Origin of the sequence: Streptomyces sp. AA4, assembly GCF_000158875.1 — a bacterium.
GTDB lineage: Bacteria > Actinomycetota > Actinomycetes > Mycobacteriales > Pseudonocardiaceae > Amycolatopsis.
The window spans coordinates 1,675,393-1,690,311 of sequence record NZ_GG657746.1; the positions used below are offsets into that span (position 1 = coordinate 1,675,393).

Genomic DNA, 14,919 nt, shown 5'->3' on the forward strand with positions numbered 1-14,919 from the left:
CCGCACACCGCACCGACAATTCGCCTCGGTTCCGCCTCTTTGCCTCGCGCTGATCCACAACCCCCGGGTTATCCACAGCCGCCCGGAATCCCTCTGGCGCACGCTCCGGTCACGTTGCGATCGTGACGGGACACGCACCGTGATCGACGGTGCTCACGCTGTCCGAGGGGGACACCATGAACGACGGCCCGCACCCCGGCGCGCATTGGCGCCGGACGTTCGGCCGCTGGGGCGAGGACCTCGCCGCCCGGCATCTGCAGGCCGCCGGCATGGTCCTGCTCAGCCGGAACTGGCATTGCCGCGAGGGCGAACTGGACCTGGTCCTGTCCGAAGGCGACCGGGTGATCTTCTGCGAGGTCAAAACCCGCTCCAGCACTGAATACGGCACCCCGGCGGAGTCGGTCACGCCGGACAAGATCGACCGCGTCCACCGGGCGGCCATGCGCTGGCTCAAGGAACATCGGGTCGGCTGGTGCCGCATCCGCTACGACGTCGTGACCGTCTACGCCCCCGACGGCGAAGAGCCCGTCGTGCGGCATCTGGTGAGTGCTTTCTGATGCCCCACGCCAAAACCTGGTCCGTCGCGTTGCTCGGCATCGAAGGCCGCGTCGTAGAAATCGAAGCCGACTTGGGCGGCGGCCTGAGCCGAGTCACCCTGGTCGGCTTGCCTGACGCAGGCCTCCGCGAAGCGAAAGACCGTGTCCGTTCTGCTGTCCGCAACTCCGGCCAATCCTGGCCCGACGGCAAAATCACGCTGGCCCTGTCGCCCGCCAACCTGCCCAAAATGGGCTCCGGCTACGACCTGGGCATCGCCGCCGCCGTCCTGGCCGCCATCGGCGCCGTCCCCGCCCGCAAACTCCTGCACACGATCCTGCTGGGAGAACTGGCGCTGGACGGCCGAATCCGCCCGGTGCGCGGCGTCCTCCCCGGCCTGCTGGCCGCCAAAGCCGCAGGCCACGAACGCGCGGTCGTGCCCACCGAGTCGTTGGTGGAAGCGGCCTTGGTAGACGGCCTGGAAGTCTCCGGCGTAACCCGCCTGGCCGAACTCATCGCCTGGCTCAAAGACGAAGGAGACCTGGAACCGCCCGCCGCTCCCACCGCGACCGCCCCCGCCGCCGTCCCCGATTTGGCCGACGTAGTAGGCCAACCGGAAGCCAGATGGGCCCTCGAAGTCGCCGCGGCAGGCGGCCACCACCTCCTGCTCACCGGCCCGCCCGGCGTAGGCAAAAGCATGCTCGCCCGCCGCCTCCCCGGTCTGCTGCCAGATCTGTCTCCAGAGGAATCCCTGGAAGTAACCGCCATCCACTCCGTAGACGGCTCCCTGTCGAAGTCGTCGCCCCTGGTGACAGTCCCGCCCTTCGTCGCTCCGCACCACTCGATCAGCCCACCCGCCCTCATCGGCGGCGGCACCGGATTAGCCGCGCCCGGCGCCATCAGCCGCGCCCACCGAGGCGTGCTTTTTCTAGACGAAGCCTGCGAATTCGGCAGCCAACGCCTCGACTCGCTCCGCACCGTCCTGGAAGAAGGCGAAGTCCGCATCGCCCGCGCGAAAGGCGTCGTCCGATATCCCGCCCAGTTCCAGCTAGTCCTGGCCACCAACCCCTGCCCCTGTGCCCCGCCCAGGGAGACCGACTGCACCTGCTCAGTAACCACCCGCCGCCGCTACCTCTCCCGCCTTTCCGGCCCGCTCCTGGACCGAGTAGACCTCCGCGTCCGCCTGCGCCCGCTGACCGCGATCTCCGCCCACCAATCCACCACCCCCGAACCTTCGTCCGCCGTCCGCGCGCGAGTCCTGGCCGCCCGAGACCGCGCCAAACACCGATGGCACGAACACGGCTGGCAGTCCAACACCGAAGTCCCCGGCCCGGTCCTGCGCCGGGATTTCGCCCTGCCGCCGCCCGCCACCGCCGTACTGGACCGAGCCCTTGACCGAGGCTTGCTGACCGCCCGAGGAGCCGACAGATGCCTGCGCATCGCCTGGACTTTGGCCGACCTGGCCGCCCTTCCCCAACCCGACACCGACCACGTCACCGCAGCCCTGGACTTCCGAGAACGCAAAACCGGCTGACCCACGCCGCCCGCCGACCCGTCCAGCCCTCGGCGGACGGCCTGCCCAAACCGGATCACAGTGAAGCCATTGGCAACACCTTCGGCCGCGCACGCCGATCGATGCTCTCAGGCGCTGCCAACGTGCAGGCCCGGTCAGTTCGGCATCGGCTCGCTTGAACCAGGCGACCGGTCCGCCCTGCCCGGATACCTGCTCGCCTCAGCGGACACCTGTTCATCGCCGTGGGCGCCTGTTCGCCTGAGCCCGGTGATCGAGCCCCAGCCGCACGCGTGATGTCGCTCGAATCCGTCTAGCCGAACGCGGCTCTGTTCGCCAGCCGCGGCGGATGGCCTCCGGATTCGGGCGGCTGAGCATGGCTCGGCGGATATCCCCACCGGGGCAAGCGGTTCTGGTGCCTGCTTCAGCTGTGCCTAGCGGACTGTCCTCGCGAACCGTTCCAGCGGCTCCCGTCTGCCGTGCCCGCGGCGAACGCCCCGAAGCCACCCCGATCCCGGCCCGTCAATCCCGACGAGATGTCCCAACCCCGGCCCGGCAAACCCGTCCGGACCTTCCAGCGAAAGGAAAGCACCATGTCCGACCAAGCCGCCCCCTCCTCGTCCCGGCGCACCCGGCACCGCAGGCCGAAGACGCCGCAGCACAAGATCGTCCGGCATCTGCATCCGGTCCGGCGGCGGGAAGTCCGTCCCGAGCACGACCCGGTCCGGGTTCGAGAACGGTTGGCGTTGCACCGGCACCTCGCCGTCGTCCGCTCCGAGAATCCCGGCGGCCGAAGAGGTGCGGCATGAGCGTCGCCGTCGAGGACCAGACCGCGGCGACCGACTCCGAACGGCTCGCCCGCGCGTATCTGCTCGGCGTCGCCGAACCACCGGCACCGCACCTGCTGGAGTTCGTCGGCGTACGCGGCCCGGTCGCGGCAGCCGAGCGGGTGCGGGCCGGGGACTGTCCCGAAAAGGTTCTCCGCGAAACGGCCGCGCGGAGGGAATCCACGATCGCGGAACAAGATCTCGAGGCAGCCGCGAAGGTCGGTGCGCGACTCGTGGTTCCCGAAGACCACGAATGGCCCGCATGGCCGCTGCTGTCGCTAGCGGTAGCAAGCGGAAACGGCGTGAAGAACGTGGCCGCGCCGCTCGGACTCTGGGTGCGCGGCGAGGCGAGCCTGGCCGAAGTCGCGGACCGCGCGGTGGCGGTCGTCGGTGCTCGGATGGCCACGGAATACGGCCTGCACAACGCACTCGAGATAGGCCACGCATTGGCAACCCGTCAAGTACCGGTCTTCTCGGGCGCGGCCCTGGGCATCGACGCCGCCGCCCACCGGGGCGCGCTGAGCGGCGGTGGAGTCACGGTCGCGTTGCTTGGCTGCGCAGTCGACTATTCCTATCCGGTAGGGAACAGCGGCTTGCTGGACCGCATCGTCGCCGAGGGCGGGGCGATCGTCAGCGAGTACGCACCGAAGACCCCGCCCGCACGCCATCGATTCCTCGTGCGCAACCGCCTGATCGCAGGTCTCACGGACGGCACAGTCGTTGTGGAGGCTGGGATCCGCAGCGGCGCACGCAACACCGCCACCATCGCGGGCGCGCTCGGCAAGGTCGTGATGGCGTTGCCGGGATCAGTGCATTCGGGCAGTTCAGCCGGTTGCCACGCCTTGATCCGGGACTGCAAGGCCACGCTGGTCACCTCCGTCGACGAGGTGCTCGAAACCGTGGGCCGGTTCGGCACCGCGGCTCCTTCGGCCGAGCCGAACCGACGGCCCACGGACAATCTCGGACCGGAGGCGTCGCGGGTCTACGACGCGCTGCTTCCGCGGGCCGGCCGAGCCCCGGAGGAGGTCGCGGAAAGCGCTGGAGTGCCTGTTTCCCGAGTTCGCGCCTTGTTGCCCGCATTGGAAGTCGACGGTTTCGCGGTGCGCGGCGAGACCGGCTGGCGGCAGATAGTCCGAACGGCCAACCGATGATGGGCGTGGCGATGCTTGACCAATGGCGATGGTTCGCGCAGCGTAATCGCCATGCCGTCAGCGAGTGCGCGCAAGGACGCGGTCCCGCGTCCTGGTGGACACCGGAAACGCCCGCCACGACCCGATCTTCGGGCTCTTCGCGCCGAATTGCCGGAGTCCGCCGAGTCGGTGGTGGCCGGTTACGAACGGCATCTGTCGCTGGAGCGTGGACTGTCGCCGCACACCGTGCGCGCGTACGTGGGCGATGTCGTTTCGCTGTTGGCGTTCCAGACCGTGGGGGCGGAAGACCGTCCCGCGCGGCGCTTTGAGGACTTGGATGTCACGCAGCTGCGCGCGTGGCTCGCGGGACAGCGCTCGGACGGCGCCGGGCGCACCACCCTCGCGCGCCGCGCCGCGGCCGCGCGCACCTTCACGGCTTGGGCGCACCGCACGGGTTTGCTGAAGTCGGATCCAGGCGGTCGGCTGGCCGCGCCGCGCACGCATCGGACGCTGCCCGGTGTGCTCCGCGCCGAGCAGGCCGACGCGCTCATGGACGCCTCCGCGAAAGGGGCAGCCGAACGGGATCCGGTCGCTCTGCGTGACCGCGCGTTGGTCGAATTGCTGTACGCAACCGGCATTCGGGTGTCGGAGTTGTGCGGTCTGGACGTCGCCAGTGTGGACTTTTCCCGCCGCGTGCTTTCGGTGGTGGGCAAGGGAGACAAAGAGCGGACGGTTCCGTTCGGCGTCCCGGCGGCCGAGGCACTGACCGCGTGGCTGGAGGACGGACGGCCCGCGCTGGCTGGGGAAACGCCGCCGAAGGCGCTCTTCCTGGGCGTCCGCGGCAAGCGTCTTGACCCGCGCGCGGCGCGCCGCGTGGTGCACGAAGCGGTGGCCGCGGTGCCCGGTGCGGCGGACATGGGGCCGCACGGGCTAAGGCATTCCGCCGCGACGCATCTGCTCGAAGGAGGTGCCGATCTCAGGAGCGTTCAGGAACTGCTTGGTCACGCTACGCTGGCCACGACCCAGCTCTACACTCATGTGACCGTCGATCGGCTGAAGGCGATCCATGACCGAGCACACCCGCGGGCCTGAAGAGGCCGGCGGAGGCTCGGCCGAGGACGGCAGGGCCGAACCGTCGGCGCACGCGCATCCGCACGAGCACGGAGACCACACTGATCAGCACGCCGAGAACGACCGTGCAATGACTTCCACGTCGCAGGTCACGGAAGCCGGGGCGGCACGCCCCGGCGTGCAGGACGCCGTCAACGGGGACGGTCGTCCTGGTCAGGACGTCGACGCGGGGATTCAGGCGCTGTGGCAGCAGTTCGCCGACAAACCGGACCAGACGTCGCGCGACCGGCTGGTCCTGCACTACGCCCCGTTGGTGAAGTACGTCGCGGGCCGGGTCGGCACCGGTCTGCCGACGCACGTAGACGTCGGCGACCTCGTGCAATCGGGCATTTTCGGGCTGGTCGACGCGATCGAGAAGTTCGACCCGGAACGCGGCCTGCGCTTCGAGACGTACGCGATGCAACGCATCCGAGGCGCCATCCTGGACGACCTGCGCTCCCAGGACTGGGTCCCGCGCGCGGTGCGCAGCAAGGCGAAGGAAACGGCCCGCGCCCTGGAACGCCTGGGCGCCCGCCTGCACCGAACCCCGACCGACGCCGAGCTGGCCGGCGAAATGGGCATCAGCCTCGACGACCTGCGCGACTTCTACGGCCAGCTCCGCCTGACCAGCGTCGTGGCCCTCGAAGACCTTGTCGCCGCGGGCAAAGACGCGGGCTCGCTGGTCGACACCCTCCCCGACGACGGCGCGGTCGACCCGGTGGCCGTCCTGGTGGACCAGGACAACCGCCGCCAGCTCGCCGAAGCCATCGCGCAGTTGACCGACCGGGACAAGATCGTCGTCAGCCTCTACTACTTCGAAAGCCTGACCCTGGCGGAGATCGGCAAAGTCCTGGGCGTCACGGAGTCCCGCGTGAGCCAGCTCCACACCCGCGCGGTGATGCGCCTGCGCGCCAAGTTGATGGAACAACCCAGCGGCTGACCCTTGGCTGGGATCGGCAAGGTTCTCCGTGCCATGAGTCGCCGCTGACGCAGTTACGCCACCTGTGCGGTGATGCGGTTGCGCGCCGATCGGTTGGAGCAACCCGGCGACTGCCCCGTCTGGAAGCGCAAGGTCCTTGGCACCGTGAAATCGCAGGTGAGGCAGCTGCAAGCCTGAGCAGTGACGCGGCTGTCCGCCAAGCTGATCGAGTGACCCAGCGGCCGCGCGTCGCCCCGCAGCCGGGGCAGGCGGACTAGCCGCCAGACCGTTCGAAGCCTGGATGCCGAGCGGACCACATGGATGTGGCGATGGTTCGAGCTTATGGACCTCCTTCGGATCGGGCGGCAAGCAACGGGCGGGACCGGGATTGCGTTGGTGTCACGGGCCTTCGGCCCACGGCTTCAGGCGTACTCGGCTGGGAGTGCCCACCAAGGCGAGCGGGTCGATGTATTCCGTGCCGCGGCGGGCTCCCCAGTGCAGGCAGGTGGCGGTCGGGCAGCCGGGGTGGCCTGGGGCGGCGGTTCCCAGGGGCTGGCCGCGGTAGATCTGGTCTCCGGTGGCGACTGTGGGGGCGATGGGGAGGTAGGTCGTGTGGAGGCCGCCGTCGTGGTCTATGGCTACTACTCCTTGGCCTGCGACTTGACCGGCGAAGACCACGACTCCCATGTCCGCGGCCAAGACCTGCTGTCCGGCGGCGGCTTCCAGGTCTACGCCTCGGTGGCCTGGGCCGAACGGGGTCGCGGGCGGTTCGAAGTTGCGGGTGACGTGCGGGCGGGGCGTCAGGGGCCAGGCCAGGCGTCCGGGTTCTTCGGGGGCGGGCTGGAGCGGTGCGGCGTCGGCTCGGGAGTCGAGCAGGGCGGCGGAGCCTGCGGACAGGGTCAGGACTGTCGCCAGGATCAGCCACTTTCGGGTGATGCTGGTGCGGCTGCGCGGGGCGAACAGGGGGAGTTCGCTGCCTGGTCCGGCCAGGCGCAGCGGCGGGTGTCCCCGGTTGAAATCGCACGGGAGGGAGATGCGGATCCTGGGCAGGAGGGACGCGGGTCTCGGACTCGGGCGGAGAAGTCGGCGGGAGGCGAAGAAGGTGTAGCGGCTGACGGTGCTTGCGCGAGTCAGCAGTCAGGCGCGCGGATTCTGGGTGGTCTGCAGGGGTTTTGCGGTGACGGCCGCTCGGGGGAGGGAGCCCGGCGAGGTTGGGGGCAAGGCCGCGTCGTCCGGGTTCAGGAGGGCGGCGGCTGCGGGCGGGTGCTGAGTCAGCAGGGCGGCGGTTGCCAGGACCACCGGGTGCGGTGTTTCCGATGCCACCTCCGCCGTCGCCGATGCCGCCACCGCCGCTGATGCCGACGACGACGCCCATGTCACCGACGCTGCCGACGACGGGCTCGGCGAGGAGCCGGACTGGCTGCTGGCTTCCCTGTCCGGGCGTGGGACAGCTGAAGGCACCCGGCGAGCCGTGCTTCGCGGCGCGGGCGGGTGCGAGGGAGGAGCCGCGCGGGAATCGGCCGGGCGAGCGGCGGAGGACGAACACAGCGATGAACTCACGCCTGAATCGGCAGGACGGGCAGCAGCGGAAGCAGCGGAGGAGACAGCGGAGAAAGCGGGAAAAGATCGCGTAGTGGTCATGTCCCCATCCTCAGCCACCGGCCGACGGGAACCGGCTGTTGAGCGGGGGTTGTCCACAGGCAGGCGTAGTTGTGGACAACCCCCGGCGGGGCGAAGGCTGCCCGCAGGGGCGGGCCTGGTGGCAGGGGGTAGAATCAATTCCGCAGCCCACTCGCTGGGCTGACTTCGCGTGCACGTGCGCGCGTCCCCGGACGGGCCGCTTCGGCGGGAACCCGGACGGAGGGGCGCACGGTGTCCGGCGGTCCTGGGGTTTCGCACTACCGAACCCGCGGGTCCGGGCATCGGCTGCGGCACCAGGGCCCACGACCTCCCGGTCGGGGGCGACTAACCGGAACAGCGCCTCCGCGGGCGGATCGAACACCGACAGCGGGAGCGCGCGAGTACAGAGAAGGTGTGATTCCGGCAATGGCCGTCGTCACCATGAAGCAGCTGCTCGACAGCGGCGTGCACTTCGGGCACCAGACCCGTCGGTGGAACCCGAAGATGAAGCGCTACATCTTCACCGAGCGCAACGGCATCTACATCATCGACCTGCAGCAGACGCTGACGTACATCGACCGTGCGTACGAGTTCATCAAGGAAACCGTCGCGCACGGCGGCACCATCATGTTCGTCGGCACGAAGAAGCAGGCTCAGGAAGCCATCGCCAACGAGGCCGCGCGCGTGGGCATGCCCTACGTGAACCAGCGCTGGCTCGGCGGCATGCTGACCAACTTCCAGACCGTCCACAAGCGCCTTCTCCGCCTGAAGGAGCTCGAGGCCCAGGAGCAGACCGGCGGCTTCGCCGGGCTGACCAAGCGCGAGATCCTCACGCTGACCCGCGAGAAGGACAAGCTCGAGAAGACCCTGGGCGGCATCCGGGACATGGCCAAGGTGCCGTCCGCGGTGTGGATCGTCGACACCAAGAAGGAGCACATCGCCGTCGGCGAGGCTCGCAAGCTCAACATCCCGGTCGTCGCGATCCTGGACACCAACTGCGACCCGGACGAGGTCGACTACCCGATCCCGGGCAACGACGACGCGATCCGTTCCGCCGCGCTGCTGACGAAGGTCGTCGCCGAGGCCGCCGCGGCCGGGCTGATGGCCCGTTCCGGCCGCAACGGCGCCTCGGCCGACGCGAAGCCGGAGACCGGTGCTTCGGACGAGCCGCTGGCCGAGTGGGAGAAGGAGCTCCTCGCGGGCTCGGAGACCGCCGCGGCCGACGCGACCGAGGCCGCCGCGGCGACCGAGACCGCCGCCGCGACCGAGACCGCCGAGACCGCGGAAGCGACCGGCGAGCAGGCTCCGGCCAACTCCTGATCCACCCCGTCCGGGCGGTCCGCGCAGGGCCGCCCGGACGGCGCTCACCGCACACGTACCTGAAACGGACGGATTCAACACGATGGCGAACTACACCGCCGCTGACGTGAAGCGCCTGCGCGAGATGACCGGCGCGGGCATGATGGACTGCAAGAAGGCCCTCGAGGAGAACGACGGCGACTTCGAGAAGGCTGTCGAGTTCCTGCGCATCAAGGGCGCCAAGGACGTCGGCAAGCGCGCCGAGCGCGCCACCGCCGAGGGCCTGGTCGCCGGCGACGGCGGCGTCATGATCGAGCTCGACTCGGAGACCGACTTCGTCGCCAAGAACGACGAGTTCCAGCAGCTCGCGGCGAAGATCGTCGAGACCGCGAAGACGCTGAAGACCAGCGACGTCGAGGCGCTGAAGGCCGCTGACCTGGACGGCAAGCCGGTCAACGAGGTCGTGCAGGAGCTGTCGGCCCGCATCGGCGAGAAGCTCGAGCTGCGCCGCGTGGTGTCGTTCGAGGGCCAGACCGCGATCTACCTGCACCGCCGCGGTTCCGACCTCCCGCCGGCCGTCGGCGTGCTGGTCGAGTTCACCGGCGACGACGCCGACGCCGCCCGCGGCGCCGCGATGCAGGTCGCCGCGCTGCGCGCGAAGTACCTGACCCGCGAGGAGGTGCCGGCCGAGATCGTCGAGAACGAGCGCCGCATCGCCGAGCAGACCGCCCGCGAGGAAGGCAAGCCCGAGCAGGCGCTGCCGAAGATCATCGAGGGCAAGGTCAACGCGTACTACAAGGACAACGTGCTGCTCGAGCAGCCGTCGGTCAAGGACAACAAGAAGACCGTCAAGGCCCTGCTCGACGAGGCGGGCGTGACCCTGACCCGGTTCGCCCGGTTCGAGGTCGGCCAGGCCTGAGCGAGGCACTGGGACTAGGTTCTGGCACTGTGCCCCGTCTCCGCGCATCGGGGACGGGGCACAGTCGGGTCTAACGAGGGGCAGGAGGCGACAGCCATGGGTGAGGACCGGGTCGAGGGCGGATACCGCCGGGTGCTGCTGAAACTGGGCGGCGAGATGTTCGGCGGCGGCGCGGTGGGCGTCGACCCCGACGTCGTGCACTCCGTCGCCCAGCAGATCGCCGACGTCGCGCGCACCGGGGTGCAGATCGCGGTGGTGATCGGCGGCGGCAACTATTTCCGCGGCGCGGAGCTGTCCCAGCGCGGCATGGACCGCGACCGCGCCGACTACATGGCGATGCTCGGCACCGTGATGAACTGCCTCGCGCTGCAGGACTTCCTCGAAAAGGAAGGCCTCCCGACCCGCGTGCAGACCGCGATCACGATGGGCCAGGTCGCCGAGCCCTACATCCCGCGCCGCGCGGAACGGCACCTCGAGAAGGGCCGCGTCGTGATCTTCGGCGCCGGCGTCGGCATGCCGTACTTCTCCACCGACACCGCCGCCGCGCAGCGCGCGCTCGAACTCGGCTGCGAGGCCGTGCTGATGGCCAAGGCCGTGGACGGTGTTTACACCGCGGACCCGAAGACCGACCCGGACGCGAAGATGTTCACCGACATCACCCACCGCGAGGTGCTCGAGCGCGGCCTCAAGGTCGCCGACGCCACCGCATTCAGCCTCTGCATGGACAACAAGATGCCGATCATCGTCTTCAACCTGCTCACCGAGGGCAACATCGCCCGCGCGGTCGGCGGTGAGAAGATCGGCACGCTGGTCTCGACCCCCGCCGACGAGGCGTCCGCCTAGACCTGCTGGGATCAAGCTCAGGTCCGACCACACAAACACCGGGAGTAGCCGTGATCGACGAGACCCTCCTCGACGCCGAGGAGAAGATGGAAAAAGCGGTGTCCGTCGCGAAGGAAGACCTCACGTCGGTGCGCACCGGGCGGGCCCACCCGTCGATGTTCTCCCGCATCGTCGTCGAGTACTACGGTGCGCCGACCCCGCTGAACCAGCTGGCCAGCGTCAACGTGCCGGAGGCCCGGATGGCGTTGATCAAGCCTTACGACCAGACGCAGCTGAACGCCATCGAGAAGGCGATCCGCGAGTCCGACCTCGGCGTCAACCCGAGCAACGACGGCAACGTCATCCGCATCGTCATCCCGCAGCTCACCGAGGAGCGGCGCAAGGAGATGGTGAAGGTCGCGAAGGGCAAGGGCGAGGACGCCCGCGTCTCGATCCGCAGCATCCGCCGCAAGGCCAAGGAAGAACTCGACCGCATCGCCAAGGACGGCGAAGCGGGAGAGGACGAGGTTGCACGCGCCGAGAAGGAGCTGCAGAACCTCACCGACACCTACGTGCACCAGGTCGACGAGCTGGTGAAACACAAGGAAGCCGAGCTGCTCGAGGTCTGATGAGCCAGGTGAGCGAGGAACGCGACGAGCGGGTGAGCGACACCCCGCCACCGGGCCCGGCCGCCGAGCCGGACCCGGTTTCGCGGCTGGACCCGGCTCCGGAAACCCCTGCCGTGCGGCGGAAAACGGACTCTGCGGCGAACGTACGCGCGGAATCCGTTGCCGCGGCAGGGAAACGGGCGGAAACCGGGGACGAGTCGGCGAAGGGCGCGCACGGCGTTCCCGCGGACGGGCCGGGCCAGGGCGGGAAACCCGCGGCCGGGCCAGGCAAGGATGCGAAAGCCGCGAGCGAGCCGGGTCAGGGCGGGAAAGCCGCGGGCAGGCGGGGCCAGGGCGGCAAGGCTGCGGACGGGCCGGGCCAAGGCGCGAAGGCCGCGAACGGCGAAAAAGCCGGACCGGAGAAGAAGGCGTCCCGGGCCGGGCGCAATCTTCCCGCGGCGATCGGCGTCGGGCTGCTGCTCGGGGCCGCGATCATCGTTTCCCTGCTCACCGTCCGGTTCCTCTTCATCGGCGTCATCGCCGCCGCGATCGCGGTCGGCACCTTCGAGTTCTCCGGCGTGCTGCGCCGGGTCGCGGACACCAAGGTCGCGCTGATCCCGGTGCTCGTCGGCGGACAGGCGATGATCTGGCTGGCCTGGCCGTTCGGCCGGGAAGGCGCGCTCACCGCGTTCGTGCTCACCGTGCTCGCCTGCCTGCTGTGGCGGTTGCCCGGCGGCGCGAAGGGCTACGTGCGCGACGTCGGCGCTTCCGTTTTCGCCGCCGCGTACCTGCCGTTGTTCGGCGCGTTCGCGGCCATGCTCGTGCCGCCGCACGACGGCGTCGGGCGCGTGCTCACGTTCCTGATCGCCGTGGTCGCCTCCGACACCGGCGGCTACATCGCGGGCGTGCTCGGCGGCAAACACCCGATGGCCCCCACGATCAGCCCGAAGAAGTCCTGGGAGGGCTTCGCCGGTTCGATGCTCGCGGGCATCGCCGCGGGCGTGCTCACGATCAGCCTCATGCTGGACGGCCACGCCTGGCAGGGCGCGATCTTCGGCGCGGCCATCGTGCTCACCGCGACGCTCGGCGACCTCGTCGAATCGCTCATCAAACGCGACCTCGGAATCAAGGACATGGGCACGCTGCTGCCCGGCCACGGCGGCATCATGGACCGCCTCGACTCGCTGCTGCCCTCGGCCGTCGTGTCCTGGCTGCTGCTGTCGGCCTTCGTCCCGGCCTGAGTTCTCAGTCGTCGTACGGGTCGTCGACCTCGGCGCGGCCCACGTCTTCCAGCACCCGCGAGTGGTCGATCACCGCGAACACCGCGCCGTCCGGATCGGCGAGGATCGCGGTGCGGCCGAAGGGCGTGTCGTACGGCTCGATCACGACCGAACCGCCCAGCATCAACGCTTCGCCCGCCGCCGCGTCCGCGCCGCGGGCGGGATCGACCTCGAAGTACACGAGCCAGTGCGGGGGAGTGTCGCGGCGGTACTCGGGACCCATCACGTAGCGGTACAGCACGGCCGTGTGCTCAATGGAATATTCAGCGTAGTCAACGCTCTCGCCGTCGCCGACCTGACGGCTCGAGTAGTTGAACAGCTTGGTGTAGAAGTGGTCCGCGGCCACGCCGTCGTGCGTGTTGAGGTCCGCGCCGCTGAACGTGTTGGGCACGCCGCTCGCGAACTGCCAGTCCGGCGGGGCTTCCCAGAACACCACCGGCGCGCCGCACGCGTCGATCGCGTGCAGGATGCTGCCGCGTTCGGGAATCGCGACCGGCCCGAGCGTCACCTGTCCGCCGAGGTGCTCCACCCATTCCGCCGCGCTCGCCGTGTGCGGCACCGCGAGCTGCAGCGTCCAGCCGGGCGCGCTGCGGGGCCCGGCTTGGTACAGACCACCGGCGGCGACCCCGTCGCTCGAGGCGATGGAGTACCGGCCGGTCGGCGACGCGGGATCGCGCCGGGTCTCGTAGTCCCAGCCGAAAAGGCGGGAGTAGAAGTCTTGTGTCCGAGCTTCGTCTTGGCATGCCACCTCGACCCAGCAGGGCAGCCCTGCCGGGACCGCGCGGGCGCCTGGCCAGCCGATCGACATCGCGTGTCTCCTCCCCGACGAGGGAGAAGTGTATTCGGACGGACGGGGTTCTACGCTCTGAGCGGGAAAGCTGCCGCGCCCGCCGGCGCCCCCAGAGACGGAAAGGAGTGCCGTGCGCTGGTTGTTCCGCGGTCCGGCGGCGTCCGAAGAAGTCGTCCCCAGCCCCAACATCTGGTACTACCAGGACGTCTACGACGTGGAGAACCGGGCGCAGGACGCGGACGGCGAGATTTGGCGCGTACTGCGCGAAGAGCGCGACTGGACCGGTCTCGACGTCCTCGATCTCGGCTGCGGCGACGGATACCACCTGCCGCTTTTCGCCGCGGACGCCCGTTCCGTGCTCGGAATCGAACCGCACCCGCCGCTCGCGCGGGACGCGGAGCGGCGGGTGCGGGATCTGGGGAACGTGCGGGTCCGCGTGGGACGAGCGCAGCGGTTGCCGGTGGACGACGCCAGTGTGGACATCGTGCACGCGCGCACCGCGTATTTCTTCGGCCCCGGCTGCGAACCCGGATTGCGCGAAGCGGAACGGGTGCTGCGGCCCGGAGGATCGATCATGATCGTCGACCTCGACGTGACCAGCGAGCCGTACGGCGGGTGGATGCGGGCAGATCTGCCGCGCTACGACCCGCCTGCGGTGGAACGCTTCTTCGCCGCGCACGGCTTCAACTGCCGGCGCGTACGCACGCGTTGGCGCTTCGCGGACTTCGCCGCGGCGGAATCAGTGTTGAAGATCGAGTTCAGCGCGAAGGTCGCACAGCGGGCGATCGCTGACACGCGCCGCCTGAACCCGGGATCGGGCGAGGTGACGCTGCCGGTGGGTTATCGCGTGCATTGCCGCGTCAAACCCACCGGCCTCGTCCTGCCCGGTCACTCGGCTGCCTCTCCGGAATCGGCCGAGTCGTCCGAGTCCTCGACCTCGCCCAGGATCGAGTAGATCGACCGCCGTGCCTCGTTGAGCACGTCCACCGCGCGGGCCTGCTGGTTCTCGCTGCCGGCGCGCATCACCTGCACGACCGCCGCGGCGAGCGTCGCGCCCGCCTTGCGCAGGTCGTGCTCGACCGGTTCGACGTCGTCGGTGAAGTGCTCCCACGGCGGAGTGCCGGTCTGCTGTTCGGCGGCGGCGCGGCCCTCGTCGGTGAGCTCGAAGAGCTTCTTGCCGCTCTCGTCGCGGCTCACGACCAGGCCCTCGTCGGCCAGCATCTGCAGGGTCGGGTAGATCGAGCCGGGGCTGGGCTTCCAGAGCCCGCCGCTGCGCTCGCCGATCTCGCGGATGATCTCGTAGCCGTGCCGCGGCTGTTCCGCGAGCAGGGCGAGGATCGCCGCCCGCACGTCGCCGCGCCGGCCGCGCCGGGGACCGCGGCGTCCGCCCGGACCGTGGCCGCGCCGGCCGCGTCCGCCAGGGCCGCCCGGCCCGAAGCCGAACTCGCTCATAGGACAGGGCCCCACGGCCCGAACGAGGACCGTCCGCGCCCTTCGTGTTCTCCGTGTTCGAGATGTCCGCCGGGGAACGAGCGTCCGCCGGGGAAGGGG

General features: G+C 69.9%; 15 protein-coding genes. 12 read left to right on the forward strand and 3 right to left on the reverse strand.

Features of this window, described 5'->3' with window-relative positions; all coding sequences use genetic code 11:
* Positions 1-149 precede the first annotated feature (149 nt).
* The 6 genes from SSMG_RS07860 (at position 150) to SSMG_RS07885 (ending at position 6,051) form a co-directional block, all read left to right on the forward strand.
* Positions 150-557 carry a YraN family protein gene (locus SSMG_RS07860; protein ID WP_199785836.1) on the forward strand — a complete coding sequence of 136 codons (408 nt, stop codon included), beginning with the start codon at positions 150-152 and terminating at the stop codon, positions 555-557.
* A complete protein-coding gene (locus SSMG_RS07865) occupies positions 557-2,068 on the forward strand; it encodes a YifB family Mg chelatase-like AAA ATPase (RefSeq protein ID WP_009074482.1) in 1,512 nt (503 codons plus the stop codon). The genes SSMG_RS07860 and SSMG_RS07865 overlap by 1 nt, the downstream gene beginning before the upstream one ends.
* 569 nt (positions 2,069-2,637) lie before the next feature.
* Positions 2,638-2,853 (forward strand): hypothetical protein, encoded by a 216-nt coding sequence (locus tag SSMG_RS07870; protein WP_009074484.1) that lies wholly within the window; start codon positions 2,638-2,640, stop codon positions 2,851-2,853.
* On the forward strand, positions 2,850-4,022 hold the full coding sequence (gene dprA / locus SSMG_RS07875; RefSeq protein ID WP_009074486.1) for a DNA-processing protein DprA: 1,173 nt from the start codon (positions 2,850-2,852) through the stop codon (positions 4,020-4,022). Before SSMG_RS07870 ends, dprA begins: the two co-directional genes overlap by 4 nt.
* A gap of 51 nt (positions 4,023-4,073) precedes the next feature.
* Positions 4,074-5,093 (forward strand): tyrosine recombinase XerC, encoded by a 1,020-nt coding sequence (locus SSMG_RS07880; protein WP_037712943.1) that lies wholly within the window; start codon positions 4,074-4,076, stop codon positions 5,091-5,093.
* 109 nt (positions 5,094-5,202) lie between these two features.
* On the forward strand, positions 5,203-6,051 hold the full coding sequence (locus SSMG_RS07885) for a FliA/WhiG family RNA polymerase sigma factor (protein WP_009074492.1): 849 nt from the start codon (positions 5,203-5,205) through the stop codon (positions 6,049-6,051).
* Between the two features lie 378 nt (positions 6,052-6,429).
* Here the strand turns inward: SSMG_RS07885 and SSMG_RS47560 are convergent, their stop codons facing one another.
* Positions 6,430-7,167, reverse strand: a complete 738-nt coding sequence (locus tag SSMG_RS47560; RefSeq protein ID WP_199786184.1) for a M23 family metallopeptidase — start codon at positions 7,165-7,167, stop codon at positions 6,430-6,432.
* A 909-nt stretch (positions 7,168-8,076) separates the two neighbouring features.
* On the opposite strand from SSMG_RS47560, the gene rpsB reads away from it, so the two are divergent.
* The 5 genes from rpsB (at position 8,077) to SSMG_RS07910 (ending at position 12,539) form a co-directional block, all read left to right on the forward strand.
* Positions 8,077-8,970 carry a 30S ribosomal protein S2 gene (gene rpsB, locus SSMG_RS07890; protein WP_009074495.1) on the forward strand — a complete coding sequence of 298 codons (894 nt, stop codon included), beginning with the start codon at positions 8,077-8,079 and terminating at the stop codon, positions 8,968-8,970.
* 82 nt (positions 8,971-9,052) lie between these two features.
* Positions 9,053-9,868 (forward strand): translation elongation factor Ts, encoded by an 816-nt coding sequence (gene tsf / locus SSMG_RS07895; RefSeq protein ID WP_009074497.1) that lies wholly within the window; start codon positions 9,053-9,055, stop codon positions 9,866-9,868.
* Between the two features lie 96 nt (positions 9,869-9,964).
* Entirely contained in the window at positions 9,965-10,711 is a 747-nt protein-coding gene (pyrH, locus tag SSMG_RS07900) for a UMP kinase (RefSeq protein WP_009074499.1), read from the forward strand.
* A gap of 50 nt (positions 10,712-10,761) precedes the next feature.
* Positions 10,762-11,319, forward strand: coding sequence for a ribosome recycling factor (gene frr, locus SSMG_RS07905; protein WP_009074501.1), 558 nt, complete (start codon positions 10,762-10,764; stop codon positions 11,317-11,319).
* A gap of 8 nt (positions 11,320-11,327) precedes the next feature.
* Positions 11,328-12,539 carry a phosphatidate cytidylyltransferase gene (locus SSMG_RS07910; RefSeq protein WP_286156940.1) on the forward strand — a complete coding sequence of 404 codons (1,212 nt, stop codon included), beginning with the start codon at positions 11,328-11,330 and terminating at the stop codon, positions 12,537-12,539.
* Positions 12,540-12,543: 4 nt separating this feature from the next.
* Here SSMG_RS07910 and SSMG_RS07915 read toward each other — a convergent pair whose 3' ends face one another.
* Positions 12,544-13,386 (reverse strand): VOC family protein, encoded by an 843-nt coding sequence (locus tag SSMG_RS07915; RefSeq protein WP_037712948.1) that lies wholly within the window; start codon positions 13,384-13,386, stop codon positions 12,544-12,546.
* Between the two features lie 112 nt (positions 13,387-13,498).
* Between SSMG_RS07915 and SSMG_RS07920 the strand changes: the two genes are divergently transcribed.
* Entirely contained in the window at positions 13,499-14,323 is an 825-nt protein-coding gene (locus tag SSMG_RS07920) for a class I SAM-dependent methyltransferase (protein WP_050788133.1), read from the forward strand.
* Here the strand turns inward: SSMG_RS07920 and SSMG_RS07925 are convergent.
* The gene (locus tag SSMG_RS07925; protein ID WP_078560729.1) at positions 14,257-14,820 is read right to left on the reverse strand and encodes a PadR family transcriptional regulator; all 564 of its coding nucleotides are present in this window, start codon (positions 14,818-14,820) and stop codon (positions 14,257-14,259) included. The two genes, SSMG_RS07920 and SSMG_RS07925, sit on opposite strands and share 67 nt — an antisense overlap.
* Between the last annotated feature and the right edge of the window lie 99 nt (positions 14,821-14,919).